This window comes from Bradyrhizobium sp. USDA 4541, assembly GCF_024171085.1.
Lineage (GTDB): Bacteria > Pseudomonadota > Alphaproteobacteria > Rhizobiales > Xanthobacteraceae > Bradyrhizobium > Bradyrhizobium australafricanum.
Genome location: NZ_JALJZF010000001.1, coordinates 6,773,711 through 6,797,844, shown reverse-complemented (window position 1 = coordinate 6,797,844; position 24,134 = coordinate 6,773,711). Strand labels below are relative to the sequence as shown.

The following is a 24,134-nucleotide window of genomic DNA, read 5'->3' as shown; positions in this document are numbered from 1 at the left end:
GGGCGTCGTCATGACACGCCGCCGATCACGGTCTTCAGCGTCGCGGCTTTCGTCGACAACCTCGTCGCTTGGTCGATCAGTTCGGGCTTGCGGATGGCCCAGTGTGTATCCGTGCGTTCAGAGGCGTGCAGCAGCAGCTTCTCCGAAAGGCGGTCGAGCATGACCGCCGCGCAGCTCCTCGGCACCAAGCCGGCATCGATCAGCATCTGCAGCATCGCATCGAAGCATTCTTCCGCAATCAGCATTCGTGTTCCGGCCAGGGCGGCGCGCGCCCAGTCGTCATCTTTGTCAGGCGTCGACACCACGGCGACGCTCGAATTGTGTTTGTGAAAAAAGGGAGCATTCATCATGGGAACAGCATCGCTTGCCGCTTCGATCAATGCAAACGGACACGCTGCACGATCCGACAGTTCGAAATGCACGAACGTGCGGTCGATGAAAATGACTGCTGAAATCATTCGCATTTCCCAGAACGGAGCGAACCGCGGCAGCATGCGGAAGCTCCTTGCTGACCTCGCTCATTGCTCGCTGCGGACGATCGACAACTGGATTTCGAAGGATCGCTCGATCCAGTTTGAGCAGTTCTTCAATCTGCTCGATCGCACCGAGAGCGCCGAGGGCACCGCGTACTTTGAAGCGATGTGGGAGCAGGTGCCGGAGCGCGTGCGCGATCGCTTTTTTGAAGCGGAGGCGCTGCGCCGGACGCTCGCCGAGCGTCAGCGTCAACGCGAGATCGAAGACCGCGAGGCGCAGGCGCGACTACGTCAGCTGAACATGGACCTCAACGCCTCGAAGTGACTTACGGGCCGCGCGGGACCGCGGCGCCATCAAGCCTGGAATTCTTCGTGATCAACCTCCTCTCTGCTGCGGCCATCGCTCTGGCTCGCACCTGCATCAAACGCTCCGACTATCATCGCGGCCGTCGGGACGTTTGGATCGACCACGCCGAGTTCTGCTCGGATGTTGCCAAGTGGCTGCGCCTTGGTGGCGCGAAGTCGTTTGGCGAGATCCGATCGGCGCGAAAGGCGGCGCGACCATGAAGCAATCCACCTGGAGCGAAGACCGGGTCGCGCAGCTGAAGAAGCTTTATGAGGACGGATTGTCGTGCTCGCAGATCGCCGCGGAACTCGGGCAGGTTACCCGCAACGCCGTGATCGGGAAGCTTCATCGTCTCGGCCTGGCCAACAGCCGGTCCAAAGCGGTCCGGGAAAGCCGAGGGCCGAAGCAGCGTCGTGGACCTGCGCCGCCACCGCGCCGGCAGACCATCATCCGCCAGGTGCTGGCGCAACCTTACGAGCCCGCGCCTGAAAAGGGGGACGAGGCCGCCGGCAACTCGACCGACTTCGATCCGAGCGTTCCGCAAGATCAGCGAAAGGGCGTTCTCGATCTTCGCGAGGGTGATTGCCGCTGGCCGATCGGAGATCCTGCGACGCCCGATTTCTATTTCTGCAACGGTCGCGCTCTCGTCGGTCTCCCGTATTGCGCCCATCATACCCGGTTGGCCTATCAGCCGGCGCAGAACCGCAGGGGCAGGGAGACGCAGGAACAGCGCGCGGCGCGAATCCAGGACCATCATCGTGCGCAGAGGGCGTCCACGTCATGGTCATGAAGTCCGCCGCCTCGACCATCATGAAGGACTATGCCCGCAAGGAATGCGTCGTGTCCTTGATGACGGTCGAGCATGCCGGCGGCAAGGACGTCGCCGCCATGGTGGTTGATGCACACCTTCAGGCGATCGCGGCATATCTGATTGGGTCGGTCGGCCGCGAGAAGGCGTTTGCCGTGTTCTCGCAATACGCCGATGAGGTGATCAAGCCGACGTTGCCGGCGGGAGGTCCAGCATGAGCGGCCTCACCAACGCCCAAGCAGAGTGCGTCGAGTTCGTGCGGCAATGGATCTCGGATCGCGGCTCGTCGCCGTCCTATCGGGAGATCGGCAGGCATCTCGGCATCCGCGGCATGGGCGCGGTATCTCACCTGATCAATGAGGCGGTCGAGCGCGGTGCGTTGCAGCGCATACCGGGCCGGTCGCGGTCACTGTCGGTCTGTGGGCCAGGCATCGGCGATGGTCTCGTCGTTCACCCGTTGCCCGAAGTGCGCCGCGCCATCCGCGCTTATGCCGATGAGAACCGGATCTCGGAGCGGACCGCCGCCGAGGAGGCGCTGCGCGCGTATTTCATGGAGCCGCAGTGCTGAGCATCACACCCGATCAACTCGAGATCCGGCGACTACGCGAGCGCATCGCTCAACTGGAGGCCGAGAACACCCACCTCAGCCGGCTGATCGAGGCCGATCAGATCGTCTTTCCGCGAGAGTGGGATCTCCTTCCGCAGGAAGCCCGCGCGCTACGCTCGCTTTACACCGCGCCGAACGGCATCCGATCGGGTGAGGTGCTGCTGCGCGCCATGGTGTCCCGCAGCGCCACTGCCGACGCCCACCTGGTACAGGTGGTCATCTGCCGGTTGCGGGCCAAACTGAAGCACCTTGATATCGAGATCGAGAACCGCCGCAGCATCGGTTATGGCCTGACGCCGGCCTCACGCGAGATCGTGGCCAAGTCGCTTGTCACCCGCGAGGTGCGCGCATGAGTTGGTTCTTCGATCCGCTGCCGATGTTCGGCTTCGATCTCGCGGTTATCGATCCGCCGACCGAGTTCACGCTCTATTCGGCGAACGGCAACAGCAAGTCGGCTTCGGCTCAGTACGATATCATGTCGTGGCCCGACCTCGCCAAGCTTCCTGTCGGGCATCTGATCCGAGCGAACGGCGTCATCTTGCTTTGGGCCTGCCCGCCGACGCTGAACAAGTCGATGTGGCTGCTGGAGCAGTGGGGCGCTCTCTACAAGACCGAACTCGTGTGGCCGAAGCGTCGGCTCGGCACTGGCTACCGTGTCAGGGGCATGCACGAGTCTATCCTGCTCGGTGTGTTCGGTAACGAATACCAGATCCACGACGCATTCTATGGCGAGATCGAGGGCAAGGCCCGCGGACACTCTCAAAAGCCGGCGGCATTCTACGACCATGTCCGCGAGAAGACGCCGGGGCTGATCCGGTGCGATCTGTTCTCGCGCGAAAACCATGATGGTTTCACGGCCTGGGGCAAGGAGGTCGGAAAGTTCGATGACGGCAGTCGGCCGGAGCGCCGCCGTAAGCAAAAGATCATCGCGCCGACCCCGCTGTTCGACGCTGCCGAGGCCGCGGCATGAGGGCGCGAAACATCAACCATGACCAGGTGAGGGCGTGCCGCGCGCGACGTCTGCGCACTGCGGCGATCGCGGTGCGCGTCGGCCTCCGCTGGCAATCGAAACGGCCCATCGACTTCATCACCCACTGACCAACCCCGGAGAATCCCATGACGACGCCTGCCGACAGACCAAACGAGCCGACCCAGAGCGCGCTCGACGCGTTCAATCTCTCCCGCATTCGGTCCGCGCAGGCGGAAGCGAAGGCCGCCAACGAGTCGAACAACACGGTCAAGAACCGGCTCCGCGGCGTGTTCGCCATCACCTCGCAGCAGGGCATGAATAACGACGCCGCCAAGTTGGCTATCAAGCTGTACGAGGGCGGTGACGAGGCGATCGACGCCTACTGTACCGAGGTTGAGCGCGCCGGCTTCTATCTCGGTTTGCTCGGCAAGACGCTGAGCCCGCGCCAGTACGAGCTCTTCGGTATGCGCGGCACCGGCCCGACGCCGGAAGACGAGCGCGCGAAGCGCGAGGGCCGCGCCGCCGGCTTCAGGCTCGATACCGAGCCCGGCTCCAAGGAATCCGACAACCCGTACGAGACGGGCTCCATCAAGGGGCAGGCGTGGCTTGCGGCATTCCGCCAGGCGCGGTCGGAGCGTGACGCCATCATGGCCATGCCGCAGCCGACGCCGGACGGCGGCGAGCAGGGCGAAGGCGACGACGGCAACGAGGCCTGATCGACCGAGATGACCGGCGGCAATTCCGCCGCCGGAAACCATGGAGGAGAGACCGTGAAGAGTAAGCCGTTTCTGTACGAACTGAAGGCGACCGTGAGCATGATCGAGAGCAACGAGAAAGGCACCGTCATCGGCCGTGCCGAGTATCAGGACCATGTCAACAGCTATCTGGTTCGCTATCGCGCCGGCGACGGCAGGCAAACCGAAAGCTGGTTCGACGAAACCGCGATTCAGGCCGCCTGATCGCGATGAAGATCCTTGGCTTAGATATCGCGACCACGACAGGCATCACGTTGCTTGACGGCGAACGCTATGTCTGGGCCCGGGCCTTCCATTGGGAAGGCAAGAATTCCGGGCAGGTGTTTCGGCATTTCCGGAAGACGCTCTACCAGATCATCAAGGACAATCAGGTCAAGCACGGCGCAGCCGAAGAGCCGTTGCGCACTGACATCGAGCTCAAGGGAAAGCCCACTGAGGAAAACCCTGAGCCGGCGGCGACGCGCCCGCCGATGAAGACATTCCAGCGGATTTACGGGCTGTGCGCGATCGCCGAAGAGGTCTTCGCCGCCCATGACGTTCCATTCATCTACGTCAATCAGGGGACGTGGCGAAAGGCCTTCACCGGCAACGGCCGCGCGACCAAGGAAGCGTCCCTCAGTTACGCGCAACTGATTGACCGAACCATAACCTCCCTCGACGCCGCGGAGAGTCTCGGCGTGGCCTGGTGGCTTCGCGGCCATCTGGACCCGCGCTTCGCAGCACCGCGCGGCGATCTATTCGAACCGACGCTCACCCCATCCCGAAAGGAGACACCGTTTTGACCGCCTTCAAAGCAATCGTTGAGCATTCCGCGCTCGTCAAAGTCATGGGCCGCGTGGTCCGCGTGGTCGAGAAGAGGAACACCATCCCGATCCTCAGCAACGTGCTGCTCGAGGTGGAGCAGGACAGGATCCGCCTCCGCGCCACCGATCTTGACATCGAGATGACGGACGCCGTGAAGGCCGAGGCGGCCGCGAAGGGAAGCACAACCGTCCCGGCCGGGCTGCTCCACGACGTCGTCCGCAAGATGCCGGCCGGCTCGCAGATCACAATCGAGCAGGAGGGTGAGGTCGTCGTTGTGAAGGCTGGCCGCTCGCGGTTCCGTCTCCAGACGCTGCCCCCGTCAGACTTCCCGAACATCAGCATTGGGGACATGACGCATTCGTTCGCCATCCAGGCGAAGGATCTGCATCGGCTGATCAAGCGCGTCCAGTTCGCGATCTCGACCGAGGAGACCCGCTACTATCTCAACGGCATTTACCTGCACACCCACAAGGAAGGCAACGTCAACCACCTGCGCGCGGTGGCGACCGACGGCCATCGGTTGGCCAGCGTTGACGTCGACTTGCCGGAAGGTGCTGCCGGCATGCCCGGTGTCATCGTTCCCCGCAAGACGGTCGGCGAGGTCGACCGGTTGTTCGCGTCGACCGACGGTGAGATCCAGGTCGAGCTCAGCCAGGGCAAAATCACGTTTACCTCGGGCGATATCGTCCTGGTGTCGAAGCTGATCGACGGCACCTTCCCGGACTACGGCCGCGTCATCCCACAGAACAACGAGAAAACGCTGAAGATCGGCAGCAAGAATCTGCTCGAGGCCGTCGATCGCGTCGCGACCATTTCCAGCGAGCGCGGCCGCGCCGTGAAGGTGTCGCTGGCTGAGGGCAAGATTACGCTCCACGTCACCAACCCCGACGCCGGCGCCGCCACCGAGGAGCTCGAGGCCGAGTTTACCGGGGACGCCATGGAGATCGGCTTCAACAGCCGGTACCTGCACGACATCCTGGCCGAGGTCCAGGGCGAGTCCGTCAACGTCAATCTCGCCGACCCCGGCTCGCCGACCATCTTCCGCGGGACGGACGAAGGCTCGCTGTACGTCCTCATGCCGATGAGGGTCTAGATAAGTGGGCCGTCGCAAAATCCTCGTTGCCGACCTTCTCTGCGGCGCCGGTGGTTCGTCCACCGGCTGCGCGCGGGCTCTCGCCGAACTCGGGCTCGAGATGGAATTGGTCTGTGTCAATCACTGGGGCGTCGCGATCGAGACGCACAAGAAGAACCATCCGCTCGCCCGGCATTACTGCGAAGACATCGCCGCAGTGCGGCCGCACATCATCGTGCCAGAGGGATATCTCGATCTGCTGATGGCGTCGCCGACGTGCACGCATCATTCGGTTGCGCGCGGCGGCAAACCGACTTCCGACCAGCAGCGTTCCGACCCCTGGCATATTGTAACCTGGCTGACCGAGTTGCGCGTCAAGCGGCTGATCATCGAGAACGTCTGGGAGTTCATCGGGTGGGGCCCCGTCGATCCGCGGACCGGCAAGCCCATCAAGAGCCGCAAGGGCGAGTATTTTGCCCTCTGGATCGACACGATCCGCCGGCTCGGTTTTGAACCGGAATGGCGGAAGCTCAACGCAGCGAACTACGGCGACGCGACAACCCGGCAGCGCTTCATTTTGAAGGCGCGCAACGACCGCAAGATCGTGGCCTGGGCACCGCTGACGCATGCCAAGCGAGCCGACGACACGCTGCTATTCCCGGGCATGAAGCCGTGGAAGCCGGCGCGTGAGATCATCGACTGGTCGCTCAAGGGCCGGTCGATCTTCAACCGCTCGAAGCCGCTGGCGCCGAAGACGTTGGCCCGGATCTATGCGGGCGCGGTCAAGTTCAACTGGCCGGAACCGTTCCTTGTCGTTCTCCGCAACCACATGGACGGGCAGAGCCTCGACCGGCCGCTTCCCACCGTCGCGGCAAACGGCCTCCACATGGCGCTGGCCGAGCCGATCCTGCTGAAGCAGAACTTCCGGCGGGACGCGCAATCCGTAGACGACCCAGCACCGGCGGTGATGACGCAGGCCCGAATTGGGCTAGCCGAGCCGCTCGTCCTGGCTACCGGTAGCGGCGCGGCCCGCCCGGCGAACGATCCTCTCCCCACTATCACCACCGGCGGCGCCGGATCTAATGACCCGGGCTGCGCGCGGCCGATGCTGGTCTCTCCCGTGATTTCGTTCGATCAGATGATGGCCGAGATCAACGGTAACGCGGTCGAGCCGTTCATCCTCAATCGCCACGGCGACGGCTTCGCAGAGACCCGGGCGCACTCGATAGGCGATCCGGCTCCAACGGCGAACTGCGACGGCGGCGGCTACCTGGTCGAGCCGTTCGTGCTGTCCCGCCACGCCGGCGGCGCGCCGCGGTCGGTCGACGAGCCGACACCAACCCAAGTCGCGAAGCAAAGCCACGTCCTGATCTCGCCCTACTACGGCTCCGGATCTGGCGAGACCTGCAAGAGCGCCGAGGAGCCGCTGGACACCGTCACGTCGAAAGGACGGTTCGGCATGGTGGTGCCGGTCACCCACACCCAGGGCGGCAACGCGGCGCGCGACCTTGCTGAGCCGTTGCCGACGCTGACCACGGCGAAGGGCGGCGAGTTCGCCATGGTTATGCCGGTCACCCATCACGACCGCAGCGACCGCGTCCGCGATCTTGGTGAGCCGATCCCGACTGTGACGACGGCCTCGCGCGGCGAGCTCGCATTCATCGCGGCGCAGTTCGGCGAGCGGGAAGGGCAGGCGCCGCGGGTGCACGACATCGCCGAGCCAGCCCCGGCAATCACTGCCACCGGTCACGTCAACCTCGTCGAGGCGACTCCGCAGTACGACATCCTCTTCCGGATGCTGGAGCCGCACGAACTCGCCGCGGCGATGGGCTTCAACGAGGACGAGGCCGAGTACGAATTCGCCGGCACCAAGACCCAGAAGATCAAGCAAATCGGCAACGCCGTCTCGGTCTCCCTGATGAAGGCCGAGGTCGCCGCGATTATGGCGGATGCCGCGGTCAAGGCAAAGCCGGAACCGGCCATCATCAAGCGCGCTGCGAGTGCCTGAGATGGCGAAGGCAGCACCGATGTTCGCCACGGAAGCCGCTCTCTGCAAGCGCTTCATTGGCGCTTTGCCAGAGGGCTGGACCGCGTATCCGGAAACCGGAAACTGGGACATCCTTCTCGTCAGGGATGTCGACGGATTTCAAATCGGCATCCAAGCGAAGCTGCGCATGGGCCTGCACGTCATCAACCAGTCCCTGGATGAATATGGCGCCTGGGACGCCGACCGAATGGCGCCGGACTGCCGAGCGGTCTTGGTTCCGGACGAGCACGCCGTCGGCTACGAATTGATCTGCGCTTACATCGGGCTGACGATTATCCGGGTTTCGCCGACGAAGAGGCCCGACCATTACCCGGTGTGGTCGGAGCGTCCTGCATTCCGCCCATTACTGCCTGATCTTCAGCATTCCACCTGGCGCGATGACTGGCATGAGTGGGCCCCGGCATTTCGACACCGATTGCCGGAATATGTGCCAGATGTCCTGGCGGGCTCTCCATCACCAGTGCAGCTGACGTCTTGGAAGGTGGCTGCGATCAAGATTGCCGTGATCTTGGAGAAGCGCGGCTATCTGCTGCGCTCGGACTTCAAGCACGTCAACATCGATCACCGCCGCTGGTTGCCATCGGGCGGCGGCTGGCTCGCGCTCGATGCCGGCCGCTATCTCCGCGGCCCGCACTTCCCGAACTTCAAGCGGCAGCACCCCCGCGTCTACGAGGAGATCGCAGGAGACTACGACAAGTGGAAGCCGGCCGACCCGCTGGCGCCGCCGCCGGTTGCCGCGCCCGAGCCGAAGCAGGAGAACTTGCTTTGACAGAACGTGTCCGATGCTGCGTGCCGTTCTGCCGGCGCACCACTGGGCGGTTTGCCCCGCCCACGGAATGGATTTGCGGCGACCATTGGCGTGCGCTGCCCGTCGACCGGCGACGCGTCTACGGGCGCCGCAAGCGCGCATGGCGCCGGTATCACCACGAGAATGATGGAGCGGCTTGTGATCGGCTCTGGGCGAACCTGAAGCGACAAGCGATCGAGGCGGCTGCAGGGTTGGCATGACGCGAGAGGATACTGCCGAGATCAAGAAGCGCCTGAACGAAATGCTCGAACAGGTGCTGAAGCATTTCTGGCCCGGTCATGTGACCAAGGGTCGGTTGGCTTATTGCGCGCCGGCATCGCAAAAAGATCTCGGTTCGTTCGTCGTTTACCTCGCCAAGGTGGGCAAGTACGAGCGTGGCGCATGGGTCAGGAGTTCGGCCGGCATCGGCGGCGATGAGATCAACCTGTTTGCCTATGGTCTCACCAACAGCCACAGGGCCAACGCCGAGGTGTTCGACCGGGCCCGGGAGTTCGTCGGTCTCGATCGCGCCCGCGAAGAGACACCGGAAGAGCGAAAGAAGCGGGAAGACCGCGCCGAAGCGGCCGCCGCCAAGCGCGCCGCTGACGATAAGCGGGCCGCTGAGCATGTGCAGGCGCGCCAGCACACAGCGGCCGAGATCTGGTCCGAGGCTGTCACGATCGCCGGCACGCACGCTGAGGCCTATCTTCTCGCTCGCGGCATCCCAGTGCCGCCAGGTGGCTGGGATGACTGTCTGCGCTTCCACCGCAGTGTGGCCTATGACCTCGACACCCGCCTCTCGTTCCCGACGCTGGTCTGCCGTGTCGATGACGTGTTCGGCGACTTGACGGCCATTTGGAAAATCCACCTCGACCCAGCGAAGGCCGCCAAGGCGCCGGTCGACAAGGCCAAGATCGGCGCCGGCGTTGCTGCCGGCGGGGCCGTTCGGATCGGCGGCGTCGCGGCGCACATCGGTCTCGGCGAGGGACTGGAAACCTGCCTGGCGGCGCGCGCGCTGGTTCGCTACCGCCATCCAGTTTGGGCTGGGCTCAGCACCAGCGGCGTCTCTGGCTTCGAGCCGCCGATGGAGGTGGAGCGGATCACGTCATTCCCGGACGGCGACAAGCCATGGCGACGCCAAGACGGCGACCTCGTCCTCACCGAGCCGGCGGGCCGCGCCGCGGTCCGCAAACTTCATGAACGCATGGTGGTGGTCGGCAGGCGGCACGACAGCCAACCCGAACCACGCATGCGAACCGATTACCTCGACATCTGGAACGTGCGCAGGCACCAGGAGACTTACGTTTGAGCCGCCGCGAGACCCCACAATCCAACAAGCCGACCCAAAACATCAGGGCCGAAGAAGCCGTCATTGGAAAGATCCTCGGGGCGGCGGAGTCGTTCTGGGCGGTTTCGGACCGGCTGCACGCCGATCAATTCACGCTCCCGCATCACCGGGCCATCTTTACTGCGGTGGAGGACTGCTGCCTCAACGGGCCCGGCCTCAGCCTGTCGCTGCTCGAGTCAAAGCTGCCGGTAGAATTCGAAGGCATCGGTTCGGTCGAAGCGGTCCTAGCGGTGCTGATCGAGAAGGCCTCGGACGTCAGCAGCGCACTCGACTTCGTAGACGATATCGTGCTGGCCTGGCGCGAGCGCGCGCGCGTCGAGCTCGGCAAGATCGCCACGGCGCCGGGCAAGACCTTCGACCAGACGCGCCAGGACATCGACGACTTGCTGCGGGTCGTCGACGATCACGACCGGGTGCGGCACGCCGTGACGCTGGGTGACGCCGCCACCAGCGCCATGACGAAGGCCGGAGAGGCCTACGAGCACCGCGGCAAGCGCGCCGTGGGTGTCCTGACCAAGATCCCGGAGCTGGACGAGGTTCTCGGTCCAATCGTCGGCGGCACTACAGTCACGCTGGCGGCGCCATCGGGCCACGGCAAATCGGCATTGATGGCGCAGATCCTGCGCGACAACGCCGGCCCGTCGCTGGACGAGACGAGCATCTTCCCGGGGTTTTCGCTCAGCCTCGAAATGTCGGCGGAGCAGATCGCATATCGCGACATCGCGTCACTGTCCGGCGTCTCGGTAAAGAAGCAGATCAGCGGCGACTTCAACCAGAAAGAATTCCTCGATATCCGGCGAGCGAAGGAGCAGCTCGAGTCCATCAAGGTCTGGGTCCAAGACCGCAGCCGGATGACGATCAAGCAGATCGGCAACGAGTTCCGGAAGGCGAAGCGCCGGTATGGCGTGAAGCAGTTCTGCATCGACCACCTGAAGCTGGTCGAGCCCGAGCAGGAGCATTGGAACGTCGTCCGGACCGTCGAATATGCGTCGGCGTACACCAAGGATCTTGCCAAGGAACTCGACGGCGTCGTTTGGCAGCTGGCCCAGCTGACTCGCGAGGGGCAGCGCGCGCCCAGCTGGAAATTCGGCAGCGGCGACATCTACGGCGGCGGGCTCATCGTCGAGAACAGCGACATCATCATCGGCTTGACGATCCCGAAGATCTGGCTCCGCGACAACGAGCCGGAGCCGGCGGGGGAAGACAACCCGAAGGGGCGAGAGCAGCGCGATCGCTGGTTGCGGGAATATGACATCTGGAAGGACAAGGCGGCTTTCGCCGTGTTCAAGAACCGCAGCGGCACCGGCAGCAAGTGGAAAGAGATCGACTTCAACGGCCCTCGGATGATGTTCGGGGGCAATGGCAACAGAGAGGAAATCCCATTTTGACTCTCAGTTGGTTGTCCGCTTTACCTCGCCAGCAAGCGCGATTGTGATCGATGCGCATTGAAGGCTCGGTGTTGCCCCAAGCAGGCTTCACGGAGAGGGCCGCGCTCGATCTACGAGGGCGCTCGCGACATGGCGCGCCAGATCGCGAGATCGTGGGAGGGAGGCACCTCGCGCCGGCTCCGCAAGAAAATCGAGATGTTGTTCGCGCACCTCAAGCGCATTCTCAAGCTCGACCGTTTGCGTTTACGAGGTCCGAACGGCGCGCGCGACGAGTTCATCCTCGCAGCCACCGCCCAGAACCTTCGAAAGATGGCCAAGCTGATCCCGATGCCCAGCCCGAGGCTCGCATAGGGTCGGTAGAGCAGTTCGGCCACGTCGCGACGGAGCTATTACAACGAAAACTGCCGGCCTTTTTCAACGGAATCGACCCATAGCCGACCAAGGGAGCCCGCCTCGGTCAAGCCAGGCGAACACGGGAGAGGGAGCCAGTTTATTTGGCGTGCTCATGCTCTACGCCCAAGCCTATCCGATGCGTGAATGGCAAATATTCGATCGGGCTCAAGACCGGACCAATGCGCTGACTAATCGAATCCTATGCACACCCCGCAGGGTAGTCCCTTTTCCCCTTTTGAGGTTCCTTGACTGCCAAAACAGCAGGAATAACACATCAATACAACTACGAAGCATTTTGAGCCGTTGTGATAGCAGGCGTTAGCTTCGCCGTTCGGTGAACAAGCGGGCCGATCGGAAGACGATCCCCCTTCCCGTGCTTGAGAGTGAAGCTGTAGTCGAACCCTTAAATCGTCCAGCCGGTTTGCACTGACGTGACCAGTCTGGCCAAAGACTAGAGCGCCTACGATTGTCAAACAACAAAACGATCTAATCATAATGTCCTCCAAAAGTAGGATCTTCGCGAGGACGCCACGCCTATTTCGGAATGGACTTCACCGCAGCCAGCAAATTCTCAATCTCTTTTGCTGTGTCGGGACTAAACAAGGCTTCTCCTGTCACCTCGTATGACGTCCAATAGAGTGTCTGCCCATACTTGTTCTTTATCGGCTTATTCACCGCGGGGTTGAAATCCGCCGGACTGAACTTCTTCGGCGGTCGGTCATTCAGTGTAGCCTTCGAAGACTTGACGTCTTTAATGACAAACTGAATCTCAAATTTATCGTGGTTGTTGAACGTATCCTCGCTGAGGAAGATGACAACATAGTTGTGCTGATCCAGCGGATTCCACGATTTTGACCGCTCGTAGGCGTCCGTCTTCGGCGGCTTGAACGCATGCGAACTTTTGATCGCCTCAATCAGAGGAGTTTTCAAGTTCGCAACTTTCTCATCTGTCTGTGCGATAGCCGTCTTATCGTCGATAGGAATGCGCGAATTGATCACCGAATCGTAAACGTGAACCTGTGACGCCGGAATACCAAGGCTGTTATCGCCGGTACCCGGAACGGGGGCTTGTTTCCTTTGCCCCACTAGACCGACTACAAAATCATTTGCCTTTTGCGTCATGAGGGCTTCGATCTCGGCGGCGTTAAGTGGCTCCCAATTGTTTACTTGAGCCGGCTCCAAATTGAGGGAGTCATCGGCGTATTTCTGCAACAAGATCGGATGAGGCAGAACCACCCGAGTCATGTCCTGCATGAACTTCCCACCATTCTTGTTTGGATCGAACGAGAACCACACGCTCGCTTTGTAAGTCGTCTGAGGGTCAATATTTGCAAGGCTTCTCAGAAAATTACGGGCGGCTTCTGCTTTCGCAGGGTCCCCCGAGTGAAGATCGTCAATGAGTTGAAGATACCGTTCGCCCGGAACAGCCCTTATCGCTTTTTCTGCAATGTATTTGACATCTGCGCGAGTTTTATCGAGTTCGTCTTGAAGCCTTTTCGTCTCTTTGTCCAAGCCTAAAAACTCGACAAGAGAAAAGGACAAAGCAGGCGAACTGAACAATGACAGTAGAAGTGCAAGAAAGAATGCTTGATTGCGCGTTGCAAAAAACGTCATGAACGCCTCCTCCAAAAAACGCCCTCTCTTCAATCTGCAATAACCAATAGCTACAGCACTTCAGTACCACCCAGACCAGGCGGGCCACGAATTGCAGAGTGCTCACAGGTTCAAAATCGTCGGCATGCGCGAATGGTATGAAGCCAAATACCAAACCGGCGAAAAGCAAAGCTAATCCCGCCGCAACCGTGCGATGATGGTCGCGCTCAACTCTGCGCTGGCATGTGAGAACGTCGCGCGCCATGCCGTCTCCGTCGGCCAGACAACGTCAAAAGTTCATGCACGTCTGGATGGTGCCACAGCGTTGGTGCTATTGTAAAGGTTGCTTCTTGGCGCGGCTGTGCGTCGTAAGATCGCTACTAGTAAGTGGTGGCTGCGCCCGCGGTCCTACGCTCCGTCTCTAATAGTCCAGTTGGTGGCCTAGCGAGGGCAACCTCCTGATGTCTCCTGTTGGCTGACGGTCTGTATGACCACCGGAAAGGTCGGCCGTTCGAGGGTAACCGGAAGTCCTCGGTTAGGTCGCCACGTCGACTATCGCAACTTAGCTACGATTGACCAGAGGCGTCGATGTCCGGCGAAGCGAAATCACCGGCGATGTATGAGTACCTCCCGGGTCAAAGACAGATCGACGGTGGATGAGCCGTCAACTTTCCGCTTGCAATCGTAGACAAATCACCTCCGCAAAACTTATTCGTGATTCTGCGTGGAGGATAGAATGTCTCAAGCACAGATCACGGATATCGCACCGGTACACGTCGACAAGGAGCGCGATCGCCGAGCCCGTGCTTTCATGCGCGACATCCGGCGCGCTCGACCAATGGAGTCGTACAAGGGGCTGACCTATGAAGGTCAGCTCCTGTTTGAGGAGACGCGCCGCCGGCAGCGCGTCATCCAGGAGTTCGTGGTCGAGTACCTGATGGACCGCGACACCGAGGGTGCGCGCCGCGTGAAGGAGGCCTTGCACCGGAACAAGCTGTTCCAGCAGGGCTTCCGAAGCGGGACGATCGACTCCACCGACCCGCTGAATCTCTGGGGCAAGCCGCTCACCAAAAAAGAGCAGAAGGCGGCAGACGAAGCCGAGCGCCTGGCCAGCGGCCGGCGCAAGCACACCATCCCGGACCCACAAAATCCAAGGCTCAACGTACTGGTCGACACGGTCCGAGCGTCGCACCTCAATCTCACGGAATCCAAGAAACGCGGCGCCGCGGATCCAGAGGACAAGCTGCGCCAGAGCGCCGCAGATCGCTTCCGACGCGATTTCGACTTGGCCACGTTCCACGGATCGCGAGGCTTCGCGCTGCAGGACAAGGTCGATGGCGGCGGCGGCGGCTCGCCCTCGCACACCATCGCCCTCGAGGCCAGCGGACGTCTCCGGGATGTCGAGCGCCGGCTCGGCCAGCGGCAGTTCGACATCCTCCTCGTCAGGATCGGTCTCGAGTGCAGCAGCGAGGACGTCCGGATGCATGGCGGCGAGGAGCATCGCACCAACAACTCCGACTTCCGGATCGCGCTGAACGCGCTGGTGAGGCTTTACGACGGTGTCGAGATCATCGACCGGACATGGGACGCGGTACGGCGGTTGAAGACCGCTGCCGGCATGGGCTTGCGGAAGTAGGGCTGGATCGATGTCGCTTGGAAGGTTTGCCCCCAACACCCGTGAGACCCCCCTGGAAACGAAACAGCGGGTTTGGCGTGAATACGGTCTCCTCCTGGTCGACGTCGATCGCGACCAGATGACCTGGGATCAGCGCGAGATGCTTCGCTCGATGGGCCGGAAGATGTTCGGCCCAAGGCGCAATGAGAAAGGGGGTGGGCGGTGACTCGAGCTCGCATTCCGAGCCTCAGCTCGCGCATCCAGACGCTGGACACCCGGAAGGCGACAATCCTGCCGAAGCGCGCGGATCCTCACTACCAGACCGCCGAGCACAAGGACTGGGCCGAGAAGGTGAAGCGGCGCGCCGGCTGGCGTTGCGAGTATGTCGAGAACGGCCTCCGCTGCGAGCGCAGCCGCGCCAACGGTCACCAGATGTATGCCGACCACATCAGGGATATCCGCGACAATCCGGAACTAGCGCTGGATCTGACCAACGGGCGCTGCGCCTGCAACTCGCACAACACCAGGTCGGGCATTCAGGCTCGAGCAAACCGCATGAGATCGTAGGAGGGAGGCATGTCAAAAGAGCCAACTACGCGCGCTGACGGACTCCGCGCTTTCCGCGAAGCCAACTGGGAGCGTAATCAGGCGTTGAAGCGCGAGCTTGATGCCCGTGATGCCGCGGCCGCAGCAAAGGACGCGCCGACGACGCCGGCAGCGAAGCGATCGCAGCCGAAGAATCGGCGCACGACGAAGAAGAAGCGCAGCCGGGCCGCGCAAAATCGATCGTAGCCCGGGGGCTATTCCTCGATCTCGTCGTCCGCCGGCATCTGCCGAAGCTTCTGATAGGGGAATTTCCCGAGCTCGGGATGCAGCCGATCCTCTTCGATCATCGCCGCCGCCGCCATGCGAGCGGTGCCATGGGCATTCGGCAGCGTCATCATGGTGAGCGCGATCGGCACCCAGGTCGGGATATCGTTCCCGCCATTCGCCCACTTCTTCACCGTAGACAGGTTCTGGCACCAGACGCGCGCGAACGCCGGCACCGACATGCCTTGCTTGGCCAGCTCGGCCTTGAAATCTTCGCTCGTGATCTTGCGGTGAGCAAATCGGGGTGGTGACATCTCGAGATCCTTTCCGGTTGGGCACAGTCGCCCGGAATCGGCCGTAGCCGAGGGGGTAGCACAAAATCGATCGTAGCCGGGAGTCCCGGCCGATCAGGTGTAGTCGAGCGGATTGACCTGGCGCTTGCCGACGGTCATCACCGGCGGGATGGTGCCGCGCTTGATCGCGCCGAGCCATTGCGCCTCCGTTCCCGTGAAGCCTGGTGCGGCCTCCACATGGTGGCCGGCCAGCCATTTGGCCAACGCCTCGGGTGACGGGCAGGGTGGCGAAACCGGCGTGCCGGCGCTGGTGGTCTCGTACAGCTGCCAGTGCGTGCGCTGCGCCGCTGGCCAAGCCGGCATGTGGCGGGTAGGATCGGGCGCGGGCGCATCCGGGGCAGTCTCCAGCAGCGGGACATACCGGCCTCCGGAGTTGCGGGGGTGCTGCCAATCGGCGGGCACGCGTCTAACCTGTCTCATCTTGATTCCTTCCTCGTTTGGCGCGCAGCAGCGCGCGGGCCTCCTTTAGGTCGGCCCGGGTCAAGGGTTCTCCGGACTCGAGCCGCCGCAGCAGTTCGGCTGCCCGCTTGTCTCCAGGCTCGGCGGGCTTCTTCCATCGCCGCGCGTCGCCGAGGCGCTCGGCCCGCTGGTCGCGGGTCAACTCTTTCCAGGGCCTCAGTGTCATCAGAAAAGCGAGCCTTGCGCCGGCGCCGACGGCTCAGGGTTGAGCCGTCCGAGGTGTTCGATCGTCTCGCCGATGATCTGTTCTCGATCATCGTCGATGAGCAGCCAGCCGTCATCGCCGCCGGCCGGGTCGTACACCACGAAGTCGCCGCCCCAGCGTTTGAACAGCCGATTGGCCACCAGGCGCACGCCGGCGGGAACGTCGGTCGCGGCGTCGAACTCGGCACGGGTCACGACCTTGATGCCGGCGGCTGAAACCATTTGTTCGTTGGTCATGATGTTGCGGCCTCTATCTCCCGGAGAACCTGCGCGGCGCGATCTGCCGCGGCGGTCGACGGATCGAAGGTGCGGCGCCAAGCACGGACAACCTCGCGGGAACGGTCGTGGTCGCAGTACGTGCAGTCGCGGTCGTTGATAGCATGCCGGCGCAGCATGGCCCGGGCCTTGAAGTCATCGAGCGTGGCCGGCGTACCGGTCGCATCCAGGAAGGCGAAGAACCGCGCGAGATCGCCGACCTGACGGCCGTATTCATTGAGCGTCTCGCGGGTGTGCTCGTCCGGTGAGACGTATCGGTGTGGCACGTCGAGGGCATTGGCGACGTGACGCGCGATGTAGCCTGCGATCTGATCGCGGCCGCCGAATTGACCGCCGATATTGGAGACCATGCGATAGTCACGGGCGAGGTCGCGAGCCTGATTCATCAGCGCTGCCAGGCGCTCGGCACCTTCGAAAGTCGAGCACTGCGTGATGTGCTCGTCGCGGAGCGAAAAGAAGTTGTTGTCAAGAGGGCCTGTTTTTAGACGGACAGTGACATTGTCGAGACCGCGATGGGCGAAATAGTCGCCGATCTCGATCGGCGGTTTCGGTGCCGGCAGTTTGGATTTGCGTCGAGGCATTTCGGACTCCTCTCAAATCGGCCGTAGCCGAGGGGGTATTGGGAAATCGGTCGTAAGCGGGAGGTGCAGCCGTCTCTATGTCGCAGATCGCGCCGCGGCGTAGACCGTGGCGGCGAGCTCGTCGCGGATCGCGCGGCCAACGTCGGAGTCCTCCGTAGCGGTCAGCCAAAGCCGCTCATCGTCCTGGACGACGGCCGCCGCGGCTTCCTCCATCGTCTTGCCGGCCATGACGTGCGGCGCCATGCGGGCGATAAAGGCCTTCTCGTCGTCGGTCAGCTGGCGTTCGGGCGGCGAGGCTGGCGGGGTTGCGAATGCACCGCCGAGCGCTTCGATGATGGCGGCGCGCGCGCCTTCGATGGGGCCGGAGTAGATATCGGGCTTCTTGGTCGTCATGAGTCAACCTCCTTCCTATGCGGGTGTGCGCCAGGTGTAATCGGTCTGCTGTCCGAAATGCCGTTCCCAGTAATTGAGGAATGACAGGAACACCGCGGCGCGATCCGAAACCGTCGCGGCCTCGAACGCACAGCGCTTGATGCATTTGCCCGTCGCGGTCGCGATTATCTCAATTGTGAGCATGAGGAGCCTCCGTCAAATCGGTCGTAGCCGAGGGGTCAAAGGGCTGCGCCGCAGTCGATGCAGACGCCGCGCCCGCTGTCGCGGTGCTGGCACTTGTGACGCCGCGCGCGCTGCTCAGCCTCTTCCCAACGGCTGGAGAAGTCGCGCAGCCAACCGCGCTGCTCCTCGGAAAGCGTCTCGTCGGCCAGATGCTCATCAGCGCTGCTGAGGTTGAGGCCTTGCGCCTTGTTCCAGGTCTTGTACTCGGCGCAGAGGTCGTCAATTCCCATTTCGGCACCAGAGGCGAGCGCAAACTCAAAAAGGTGGCGCTCCAACGCTTCGAGGTCGTCGCTAATCCATTCGTCGCGCTCGATCAGGAGGTGATACGTCCCCTGCGCGCGCGCCTCGTCGGGCCAGGTTGACGTCATGCCCTCGATATAGAACGTCCCGAGGTACAGAAAGCCGGGCACTGGCTCGGTTATCCCCATATCGGTGCTGATGGCTGCGCCGATGTCGGCGCATTCGGTGCGGGTGGCCTGAAACTGCTCGAAGGTCATGGGCATTCGGTGTCCTTTCAAAATTGCGCACAGTTGCGCGGTTCAAAATCGATCGTAGCCGGGAGGTAGGCGCAGCCGGGGGCTATCTCGGCGGCGGCCCATCGATCACGACGAGCGCCGTGTTGACCATCGTTCCGGCGGCCTTGAAGGATCCCGGGGGCAGGGCGCGATACTCCACCGCGATCGGTTCGAGCTTCGCGCGCTGGCGCGGTCCGTCGGCGCAGATGGCGACCAGTCGGCCGTCAGGTTTCAGGAAGCGCCGCGCGTTCTCAATGTGCTTGATGTCGGCGCCGCGCTCGAATGGCGGATTCATGATGATCCGGTCAAACTTGTCCGTTGCGCCGGCCATGTCGAGAAAGTCCGCATTGATGACGGTCAACCCGGTGAAGCGGTTGGCCAGCGCCTGGCACAGTTTGGTGTTGATCTCGACCGCCACCACCTGGAGACCATCGGCACAGTTGCGCGCGGCCTCGATAAGCGCGCCGGTTCCTGCGCTCGGCTCCAAGATGCGCTGCCCGGGCCGGATGTCGGCGGCCTCGGCGACGTCCGCGGCAAGTTCGTTCGAGGTCGGGAAGAGTTGAGGCGCAACGACGACTTGAACGCCGCCGCCTTTCAGCATGGCCCGCATTGCCTCGAAGCTGTCCGCCGCGGTCGGCTCCGGCGAATCGGCCGTATCCGGGACCGGGGCGAGAACGCGCGGCCGCAGGTCCGCCGGCACCGCCTCGGCTTCGAACGGCACGCCAGCCAGTTCGCAGAACTGCCGCCAGGCCGTCGCCTCATCGTCGCACCAGTCGGTGACGTGCTGGCCGAGGCCAACACGGAACTGGCCGAGTCCGGTGATGATCTCAGCGCCGATGCGCTGGGCCTCCGCCTTAGCGTCGCCGAGGCGTCGCGGCTCCTCCGCGGGCGCAACCGGGACCAGCGCCGGCACGGCCTCGGGCTCGTCCTGGGTGACGGTCTCGACCGGTGCGCCGGTGATCTCGCCGACCGTTGCCAGCATGGCGTCAATATCAACAGCGGGCGGCGCTACATACTCGGCGACGAATTCCGCGGGCGCCTGCGGCTCGGCTGCCGGCGCGATCTTGGGCGGATCGACGCGCTTTGCATCCGTAATGAAAACTTGCTGTTTCTTCCAGAATTCGCCGGGCGTCGGCATTTGCCGCACGCGATGCGCGCCGTGGGTCTCGGTCTCCTTCACCTTGCCGATATAGGAGAAATCCGAGAACTGCCGGCGGCCCTTCCATTCGGTCTCCGTCATCTCGCGGAATCCCTCGCCGGGATAGTTGCAGAGCGGCGGCAGCTTGGTTGCGGCCTTCGCTGCGGCGACGTTCTCGGCGCTCGGCGCGCGATAATCGCGGATGCTCTCCACCTTCCAATGCGCTTGCTTGCCGCGCGATCCGGCCGGCGTGGTCGTCGTCATGCTGGAAACTGAACCGTTAGCGCCGCGGTTGACCTTCAACACCGTAACCCATTCATCGCTGCGACGTGTCTGCACCTCGCCGCCGACGGCGAAGGCGAAGCGGTCGGCCAGCGGGTTGGCGGTCGCCTCGGTGCCGATCTGCTCGGCCAACATCGCGCGTTCATAGGCCAGCCGGTTGTCATAGTGCGCAACCCAACGGTCTCGCCAAGGCCCGGAACGCTGCAGGCTCGGAATCGCGATAGCGGCGGCCTGCGCGGCGGTGATGACGTTCCCGTCAATTGCGGACCAAAGGCCCATCGGTCCCTCATACTGCGAGGCGGGCGGATCGCGCGGATAGTCAGCCAGCGGAAACGACATCGACCAATAACCGCTGCTGTTGGCCACGGTCAGACCGGCCGCGCGCTGCTTCTCCAGGTCGGTGATGCCGGCGACGATCTGCCAGGCCTTCAGCTGCCTTTCGGTTTCTGCTTGCTGGCGTTCCAGCTTCCGCTTATCGGACTCAATGCCCTTGATGCGGCGATGACGCACCGCCGGCAGTTCCTTGTATTTCGCGTGAGCGATGGCGCCGGCCGCGCGCGCCGTCCAATATTTCGAGGTGTCCCAGAGTTTGAGAGCCTTGCGCATGCCGGAATCCATGCGCTCTTTGTCCCTGCGGGCGCTCTTCTCCGAATGATGGCCGACCAAGATCGGCTGCCCCATCGCGAACCGTTCCGCGATCTGGTCCACGGCCTCGCGCGCGCGGTTGGCTTCTGAAAGCCGCTTGTCGCTGTACTCGTCGAAGCGGTCGGCGCGATCCTCGGCGCGCTCTACCAGGCTCTTGTCCTCGTCGCCGATCTCGCCACACATCTCAATCAGCAAATCTTCGGCGCTTGGGCTCCAGGACGGTTTGACGAACAGTTCTTGGCGCGGCGCCCACTTGAAGCCGGCGGCCTTCACGCGCGCGTACTCCTCGGCGTCCAGGCGGTGCGCCGGATAAAGGCGCAGCTTGTTATCATCGGGCGAATAGGTGGCGGAATGCTGCATGTGTTTCTGTCCTTTCGATTTGCGCACAATCGCGCGGGGGTGCTTCTCTAATTTGTGTCGGCCGAATCTGTCAAGCGGTGTTGCGCAAAATCGGCCGTAGCTCGGGGGTGCAAAATCGATCGTAGCCGGGACTATGCCGCGGCGGCTTGTTCGGCCGGCTTTTCCTCGGTTTGCGAAACGTCGAAAACCGGCACCAGGATAAACCGCACCGACTCCGCCACGGCCTCGGACGCGGCGCCTTCCGCGCTCGGCGGCGCTGAGGCCTCGGCCGGTGCGCGCCGGCCGGACGGCGCAAAGATATAGATTGCGGACTCGCCTTTCCGCACCGCGCGGCCGGCGGCAAGCCATTGATTGAAGCCGCCGAGCATGGTTGCGCCTTCGCACTGCATCGCCGCCAGCATGTGATTTTTGCCGGATATCGGCCGCGCGTCCGCGGTGAGGATCGGCGCGCGCTGCAGCCAAAGCGCCTTTTGCTCGTCTGTCATGTTGGCGATTTGGCGCGCCAGCTGCGCGGCCTTTTCTTTGTTGGGAGTCGGTTTCCGCATTGTCTGTATTCCTTTCCGTTTGCGCACAATCGCGCGTGTCAATTCGAGAGGCCGAGGCGCGCCGCGGCCTAGGTCAGTTCCCAAGCGCGCAATTCGACGGTTGAGCGCTTGCCGCGCTTTAATTCGTCGCAACGGCGCGCGTATTCCTCGGCCTTGGCCGCGGTATCGAACCGCGGCGATAACTCGCCCCAATGGTTGAACTCGGCGCGGTCAACTAGGCGAAACCTTGCCCCGTCCGGTTGGATATCGAAACCATAGGCGTGCATTGCTGGCGACTCCGACTAGGCCGAGCGGATCGCGCAGAAAGGCGCAACCGGGAGGGAATGACGAGGCGCGCCGAGCGATGACGAGGCCAGGAAGCGCGCGACGCGGGAAGGCGCAACCGGGAGAGGCGCGGCCGATTTTGGCGCGGGCGCAACCGGGAGGGAATCGGCCGTATCTGGGAGGGATGGCGCCGCCGCGGTTTCGACGCTGGCGGAATTGTCCCCGACAAGCCGCAACCGCGGCGCCTCGGCCTCGGCCTTGGCTGCAGCTGCGTGCGCCTCGGCCTCGCGCTCGGCGCGCCGGCCGGCCTCGGCCATAGCCTCGGCCTCGGCCTTTGCCGCGGCTTTGGCCTCACGGATTGCGGCGCGGCGCCGCGCTTCAATTTCCAGCCATGACAAGCCGCCGAGGCGCGCGCGATAATCGTTAATCTGCGCGCCCAACTCGGCCGCGCGATCCTCATTGGCGCCGGCCAAAATCTCGGCCTCGGCCGAGGCAATGAGGTAATGGCCGCGGTAGAAGTCGGCGCGCGTCAACTCGCCGGCCTCGGCCTTTTCCGGCAAGGCCGAGGCCTCGGCGGAAAGCGCGACATGATCGAAACCGCCGCGGCGGAATTCGGAGGTTTTGGCGTTGCATTCGTCCGCGCCATACTCGGCGCCGGTAGCGTCACAGATGGCGGAAACGATGGCCGGAACGTTCACGCAATCCGAACCAATGGCCGAGGCCTTGCCGAATTCCCGGGCGATCCGCGCGCGGTAGAAGGCAAAGGCAACACGCAAGCCGCGGCCGATGTTTACCGGCTTGCCGGGAAGGGAAACCGCCGGCGCGCAGACCACGGCACCGCAAGAGAACGTCACAACGATGATAGGCGATTTGCCTAGACGTTTCGTCGCGCTTGCCGGGATATCATAATCCGACCATGGCGCGCCGTTGTCGGCGCCAGTCTCGGCCGGCGCGGCCTTGGCTTTCGCCGAGGGAAGGGAGAGGCGCAGCAAATCGGCAATCCCTTGCCAGTTCGCGCCGTCAGGATCCTGTTTAGCGTTGTCATAGGCGATAATTGCCAGCGCGCGCCGTTCCGTTGCCTTGGCAGCCTTTGCCGCGATCATATCACTCTGTTGCATGGTCCATTGTCCTTTCTGTTGCGCACAATCGCGCGGGAATAGTGATGGAAGGCGAGGCCAGGTTAAGCGGTGCACTTCGCACGGCGCCGCGCGTCAATCTCGGCGCGTATCTCTTTCTTGAAGCGCGGCGCATACCGGCCATTGAATGCCCGTAGTTCCGCAAAGGCGATATCGGCCGCGGCCTTCGCAAGCCGGTATCGCGGATCAAACTTAATGCGGTCCGGCGTCAATCCCATCGGACCGCGCGCCGGAATCCCCATCTCGGCCGCAAGGCTTTCTGTCACGGCGCCGAGGCGCGCGCCGGCCTCTTTCATGCGGCTATCCAACTCGGCCGCGGCGGCTTGGAATGCTGCAAAATCCATTGCGCTTTACCTCATGCTTTCGTCGAAACGTGCGGCCTCAAAATCGCGGCTTGCCTGTTCAGCCTCGGCGCCGGTCAACATGCGTTTGGAAACCGGATAATAGAACGCGCGCGTTCCTACCGGGATAAAATGCCCGTTCCGGTCATTGGCCGGATATTTGGTAATGATCCATCGCGGATCGCCGCCATATCGTGCCATGTCTGTCTGTCCTTTCGATTTGCGCACAATCGCGCGTTTGAATTCGACGGCGCCGGCCTAGTAGCCTGCAGCCTCGGCGGAATAATCGCGTTGTATGCTTGCGGCGGCTTGCCAGTCCGGAAACCGCGCGCCGTTTTCAACGTCATGGTAACCCGCGGAAAGCCTATCGGCCGCGCAGCTGCAAACGCCATTGCAGGTTAGGCGTCCATCGCAATCCGCGCCATCGTCGCACCATTCGTTAGTCACGGTTTGCCCGTCGAAAGAAAAGATATTGGACTCGCGCGTCCATCCCTCGTCTGTTCTGGCGCCGTGCGAATGGTGCAATGTTTGGCCAGTCCGCAACGCAATACGAACAAGGCCGGATTTGTGATAGTGCCAAAAGCGCGCTGTTTTCATGGTGCGG

General features: G+C 62.9%; 33 protein-coding genes and 1 pseudogene. 18 read left to right on the top strand and 16 right to left on the bottom strand.

The window, feature by feature from the left end; translation table 11 throughout:
- Window positions 1–8: 8 nt before the first annotated feature.
- A complete protein-coding gene (locus J2R80_RS32790; protein ID WP_253640051.1) occupies window positions 9–350 on the bottom strand; it encodes a hypothetical protein in 342 nt (113 codons plus the stop codon).
- Here J2R80_RS32790 and J2R80_RS32785 point away from each other — a divergent pair.
- The 16 genes and pseudogenes from J2R80_RS32785 to J2R80_RS32710 all read left to right on the top strand — a co-directional run.
- Complete coding sequence (locus tag J2R80_RS32785) at window positions 349–798, top strand: hypothetical protein (protein WP_253640050.1); 450 nt, start codon at window positions 349–351, stop codon at window positions 796–798. The genes J2R80_RS32790 and J2R80_RS32785 overlap by 2 nt on opposite strands.
- A gap of 47 nt (window positions 799–845) precedes the next feature.
- On the top strand, window positions 846–1,040 hold the full coding sequence (locus J2R80_RS32780) for a hypothetical protein (RefSeq protein ID WP_253640049.1): 195 nt from the start codon (window positions 846–848) through the stop codon (window positions 1,038–1,040).
- Complete coding sequence (locus J2R80_RS32775; protein ID WP_253640048.1) at window positions 1,037–1,609, top strand: GcrA family cell cycle regulator; 573 nt, start codon at window positions 1,037–1,039, stop codon at window positions 1,607–1,609. The genes J2R80_RS32780 and J2R80_RS32775 overlap by 4 nt, the downstream gene beginning before the upstream one ends.
- Window positions 1,600–1,845: a hypothetical protein gene (locus J2R80_RS32770; RefSeq protein WP_253640047.1), complete on the top strand. Its 246-nt coding sequence runs from the start codon at window positions 1,600–1,602 to the stop codon at window positions 1,843–1,845. Before J2R80_RS32775 ends, J2R80_RS32770 begins: the two co-directional genes overlap by 10 nt.
- Window positions 1,842–2,195 carry a LexA family transcriptional regulator gene (locus tag J2R80_RS32765; RefSeq protein ID WP_253640046.1) on the top strand — a complete coding sequence of 118 codons (354 nt, stop codon included), beginning with the start codon at window positions 1,842–1,844 and terminating at the stop codon, window positions 2,193–2,195. Before J2R80_RS32770 ends, J2R80_RS32765 begins: the two co-directional genes overlap by 4 nt.
- Complete coding sequence (locus tag J2R80_RS32760) at window positions 2,189–2,587, top strand: winged helix-turn-helix domain-containing protein (protein ID WP_253640045.1); 399 nt, start codon at window positions 2,189–2,191, stop codon at window positions 2,585–2,587. The genes J2R80_RS32765 and J2R80_RS32760 overlap by 7 nt, the downstream gene beginning before the upstream one ends.
- Complete coding sequence (locus tag J2R80_RS32755) at window positions 2,584–3,204, top strand: MT-A70 family methyltransferase (RefSeq protein ID WP_253640044.1); 621 nt, start codon at window positions 2,584–2,586, stop codon at window positions 3,202–3,204. The genes J2R80_RS32760 and J2R80_RS32755 overlap by 4 nt, the downstream gene beginning before the upstream one ends.
- A 146-nt stretch (window positions 3,205–3,350) precedes the next feature.
- Window positions 3,351–3,920, top strand: coding sequence for a hypothetical protein (locus J2R80_RS32750; protein WP_253640043.1), 570 nt, complete (start codon window positions 3,351–3,353; stop codon window positions 3,918–3,920).
- A gap of 9 nt (window positions 3,921–3,929) precedes the next feature.
- Window positions 3,930–4,163, top strand: a complete 234-nt coding sequence (locus J2R80_RS32745) for a hypothetical protein (protein ID WP_253640042.1) — start codon at window positions 3,930–3,932, stop codon at window positions 4,161–4,163.
- A gap of 5 nt (window positions 4,164–4,168) precedes the next feature.
- Entirely contained in the window at window positions 4,169–4,741 is a 573-nt protein-coding gene (locus J2R80_RS32740) for a hypothetical protein (RefSeq protein WP_253640041.1), read from the top strand.
- The gene (gene dnaN / locus J2R80_RS32735; RefSeq protein WP_256527887.1) at window positions 4,738–5,856 is read left to right on the top strand and encodes a DNA polymerase III subunit beta; all 1,119 of its coding nucleotides are present in this window, start codon (window positions 4,738–4,740) and stop codon (window positions 5,854–5,856) included. The genes J2R80_RS32740 and dnaN overlap by 4 nt, the downstream gene beginning before the upstream one ends.
- 4 nt (window positions 5,857–5,860) lie before the next feature.
- Window positions 5,861–7,843: a DNA cytosine methyltransferase gene (locus J2R80_RS32730; protein ID WP_253640040.1), complete on the top strand. Its 1,983-nt coding sequence runs from the start codon at window positions 5,861–5,863 to the stop codon at window positions 7,841–7,843.
- 1 nt (window position 7,844) lies between these two features.
- Window positions 7,845–8,651 (top strand): hypothetical protein, encoded by an 807-nt coding sequence (locus J2R80_RS32725; protein WP_253640039.1) that lies wholly within the window; start codon window positions 7,845–7,847, stop codon window positions 8,649–8,651.
- Window positions 8,652–8,886: 235 nt separating this feature from the next.
- A complete protein-coding gene (locus tag J2R80_RS32720; protein ID WP_253640038.1) occupies window positions 8,887–9,978 on the top strand; it encodes a toprim domain-containing protein in 1,092 nt (363 codons plus the stop codon).
- Window positions 9,975–11,405, top strand: a complete 1,431-nt coding sequence (locus J2R80_RS32715) for a DnaB-like helicase C-terminal domain-containing protein (RefSeq protein WP_253640037.1) — start codon at window positions 9,975–9,977, stop codon at window positions 11,403–11,405. Before J2R80_RS32720 ends, J2R80_RS32715 begins: the two co-directional genes overlap by 4 nt.
- 18 nt (window positions 11,406–11,423) lie before the next feature.
- Window positions 11,424–11,756, top strand: a pseudogene (locus tag J2R80_RS32710) (transposase); the annotation flags it as partial.
- Between the two features lie 576 nt (window positions 11,757–12,332).
- On the opposite strand, the gene J2R80_RS32705 reads toward J2R80_RS32710, so the two are convergent.
- Window positions 12,333–13,412: a hypothetical protein gene (locus J2R80_RS32705; protein ID WP_253640036.1), complete on the bottom strand. Its 1,080-nt coding sequence runs from the start codon at window positions 13,410–13,412 to the stop codon at window positions 12,333–12,335.
- 715 nt (window positions 13,413–14,127) lie between these two features.
- On the opposite strand from J2R80_RS32705, the gene J2R80_RS32700 reads away from it, so the two are divergent.
- The gene (locus J2R80_RS32700) at window positions 14,128–15,027 is read left to right on the top strand and encodes a hypothetical protein (RefSeq protein WP_253640035.1); all 900 of its coding nucleotides are present in this window, start codon (window positions 14,128–14,130) and stop codon (window positions 15,025–15,027) included.
- 201 nt (window positions 15,028–15,228) lie between these two features.
- Complete coding sequence (locus J2R80_RS32695; RefSeq protein ID WP_253640034.1) at window positions 15,229–15,573, top strand: HNH endonuclease; 345 nt, start codon at window positions 15,229–15,231, stop codon at window positions 15,571–15,573.
- A gap of 233 nt (window positions 15,574–15,806) precedes the next feature.
- Here J2R80_RS32695 and J2R80_RS32690 read toward each other — a convergent pair whose 3' ends face one another.
- The 14 genes from J2R80_RS32690 to J2R80_RS32630 form a co-directional block, all read right to left on the bottom strand.
- The gene (locus tag J2R80_RS32690) at window positions 15,807–16,130 is read right to left on the bottom strand and encodes a hypothetical protein (protein WP_253640033.1); all 324 of its coding nucleotides are present in this window, start codon (window positions 16,128–16,130) and stop codon (window positions 15,807–15,809) included.
- 93 nt (window positions 16,131–16,223) lie between these two features.
- Window positions 16,224–16,589, bottom strand: coding sequence for a hypothetical protein (locus J2R80_RS32685; protein WP_253640032.1), 366 nt, complete (start codon window positions 16,587–16,589; stop codon window positions 16,224–16,226).
- Between the two features lie 204 nt (window positions 16,590–16,793).
- Window positions 16,794–17,069, bottom strand: coding sequence for a hypothetical protein (locus tag J2R80_RS32680; RefSeq protein WP_253640031.1), 276 nt, complete (start codon window positions 17,067–17,069; stop codon window positions 16,794–16,796).
- On the bottom strand, window positions 17,066–17,689 hold the full coding sequence (locus tag J2R80_RS32675; RefSeq protein WP_253640030.1) for a hypothetical protein: 624 nt from the start codon (window positions 17,687–17,689) through the stop codon (window positions 17,066–17,068). Before J2R80_RS32675 ends, J2R80_RS32680 begins: the two co-directional genes overlap by 4 nt.
- A 75-nt stretch (window positions 17,690–17,764) precedes the next feature.
- Complete coding sequence (locus J2R80_RS32670) at window positions 17,765–18,082, bottom strand: hypothetical protein (protein ID WP_253640029.1); 318 nt, start codon at window positions 18,080–18,082, stop codon at window positions 17,765–17,767.
- 15 nt (window positions 18,083–18,097) lie between these two features.
- Window positions 18,098–18,265: a hypothetical protein gene (locus J2R80_RS32665; protein ID WP_253640028.1), complete on the bottom strand. Its 168-nt coding sequence runs from the start codon at window positions 18,263–18,265 to the stop codon at window positions 18,098–18,100.
- Between the two features lie 35 nt (window positions 18,266–18,300).
- On the bottom strand, window positions 18,301–18,801 hold the full coding sequence (locus tag J2R80_RS32660) for a hypothetical protein (RefSeq protein WP_253640027.1): 501 nt from the start codon (window positions 18,799–18,801) through the stop codon (window positions 18,301–18,303).
- Window positions 18,802–18,883: 82 nt separating this feature from the next.
- A complete protein-coding gene (locus J2R80_RS32655; RefSeq protein ID WP_375162667.1) occupies window positions 18,884–21,067 on the bottom strand; it encodes a DUF3560 domain-containing protein in 2,184 nt (727 codons plus the stop codon).
- A 308-nt stretch (window positions 21,068–21,375) separates the two neighbouring features.
- Complete coding sequence (locus tag J2R80_RS43820; protein ID WP_375162666.1) at window positions 21,376–21,729, bottom strand: ArdC-like ssDNA-binding domain-containing protein; 354 nt, start codon at window positions 21,727–21,729, stop codon at window positions 21,376–21,378.
- A 128-nt stretch (window positions 21,730–21,857) separates the two neighbouring features.
- Window positions 21,858–22,055, bottom strand: coding sequence for a hypothetical protein (locus J2R80_RS32650; RefSeq protein ID WP_253640025.1), 198 nt, complete (start codon window positions 22,053–22,055; stop codon window positions 21,858–21,860).
- A gap of 15 nt (window positions 22,056–22,070) precedes the next feature.
- Entirely contained in the window at window positions 22,071–23,171 is a 1,101-nt protein-coding gene (locus J2R80_RS32645) for a hypothetical protein (RefSeq protein WP_253640024.1), read from the bottom strand.
- A gap of 62 nt (window positions 23,172–23,233) precedes the next feature.
- Window positions 23,234–23,533 (bottom strand): hypothetical protein, encoded by a 300-nt coding sequence (locus J2R80_RS32640; protein ID WP_253640023.1) that lies wholly within the window; start codon window positions 23,531–23,533, stop codon window positions 23,234–23,236.
- A gap of 6 nt (window positions 23,534–23,539) precedes the next feature.
- Window positions 23,540–23,731, bottom strand: a complete 192-nt coding sequence (locus J2R80_RS32635; RefSeq protein ID WP_253640022.1) for a hypothetical protein — start codon at window positions 23,729–23,731, stop codon at window positions 23,540–23,542.
- A 57-nt stretch (window positions 23,732–23,788) separates the two neighbouring features.
- A complete protein-coding gene (locus J2R80_RS32630) occupies window positions 23,789–24,127 on the bottom strand; it encodes a hypothetical protein (protein WP_253640021.1) in 339 nt (112 codons plus the stop codon).
- Window positions 24,128–24,134: the final 7 nt, after the last annotated feature.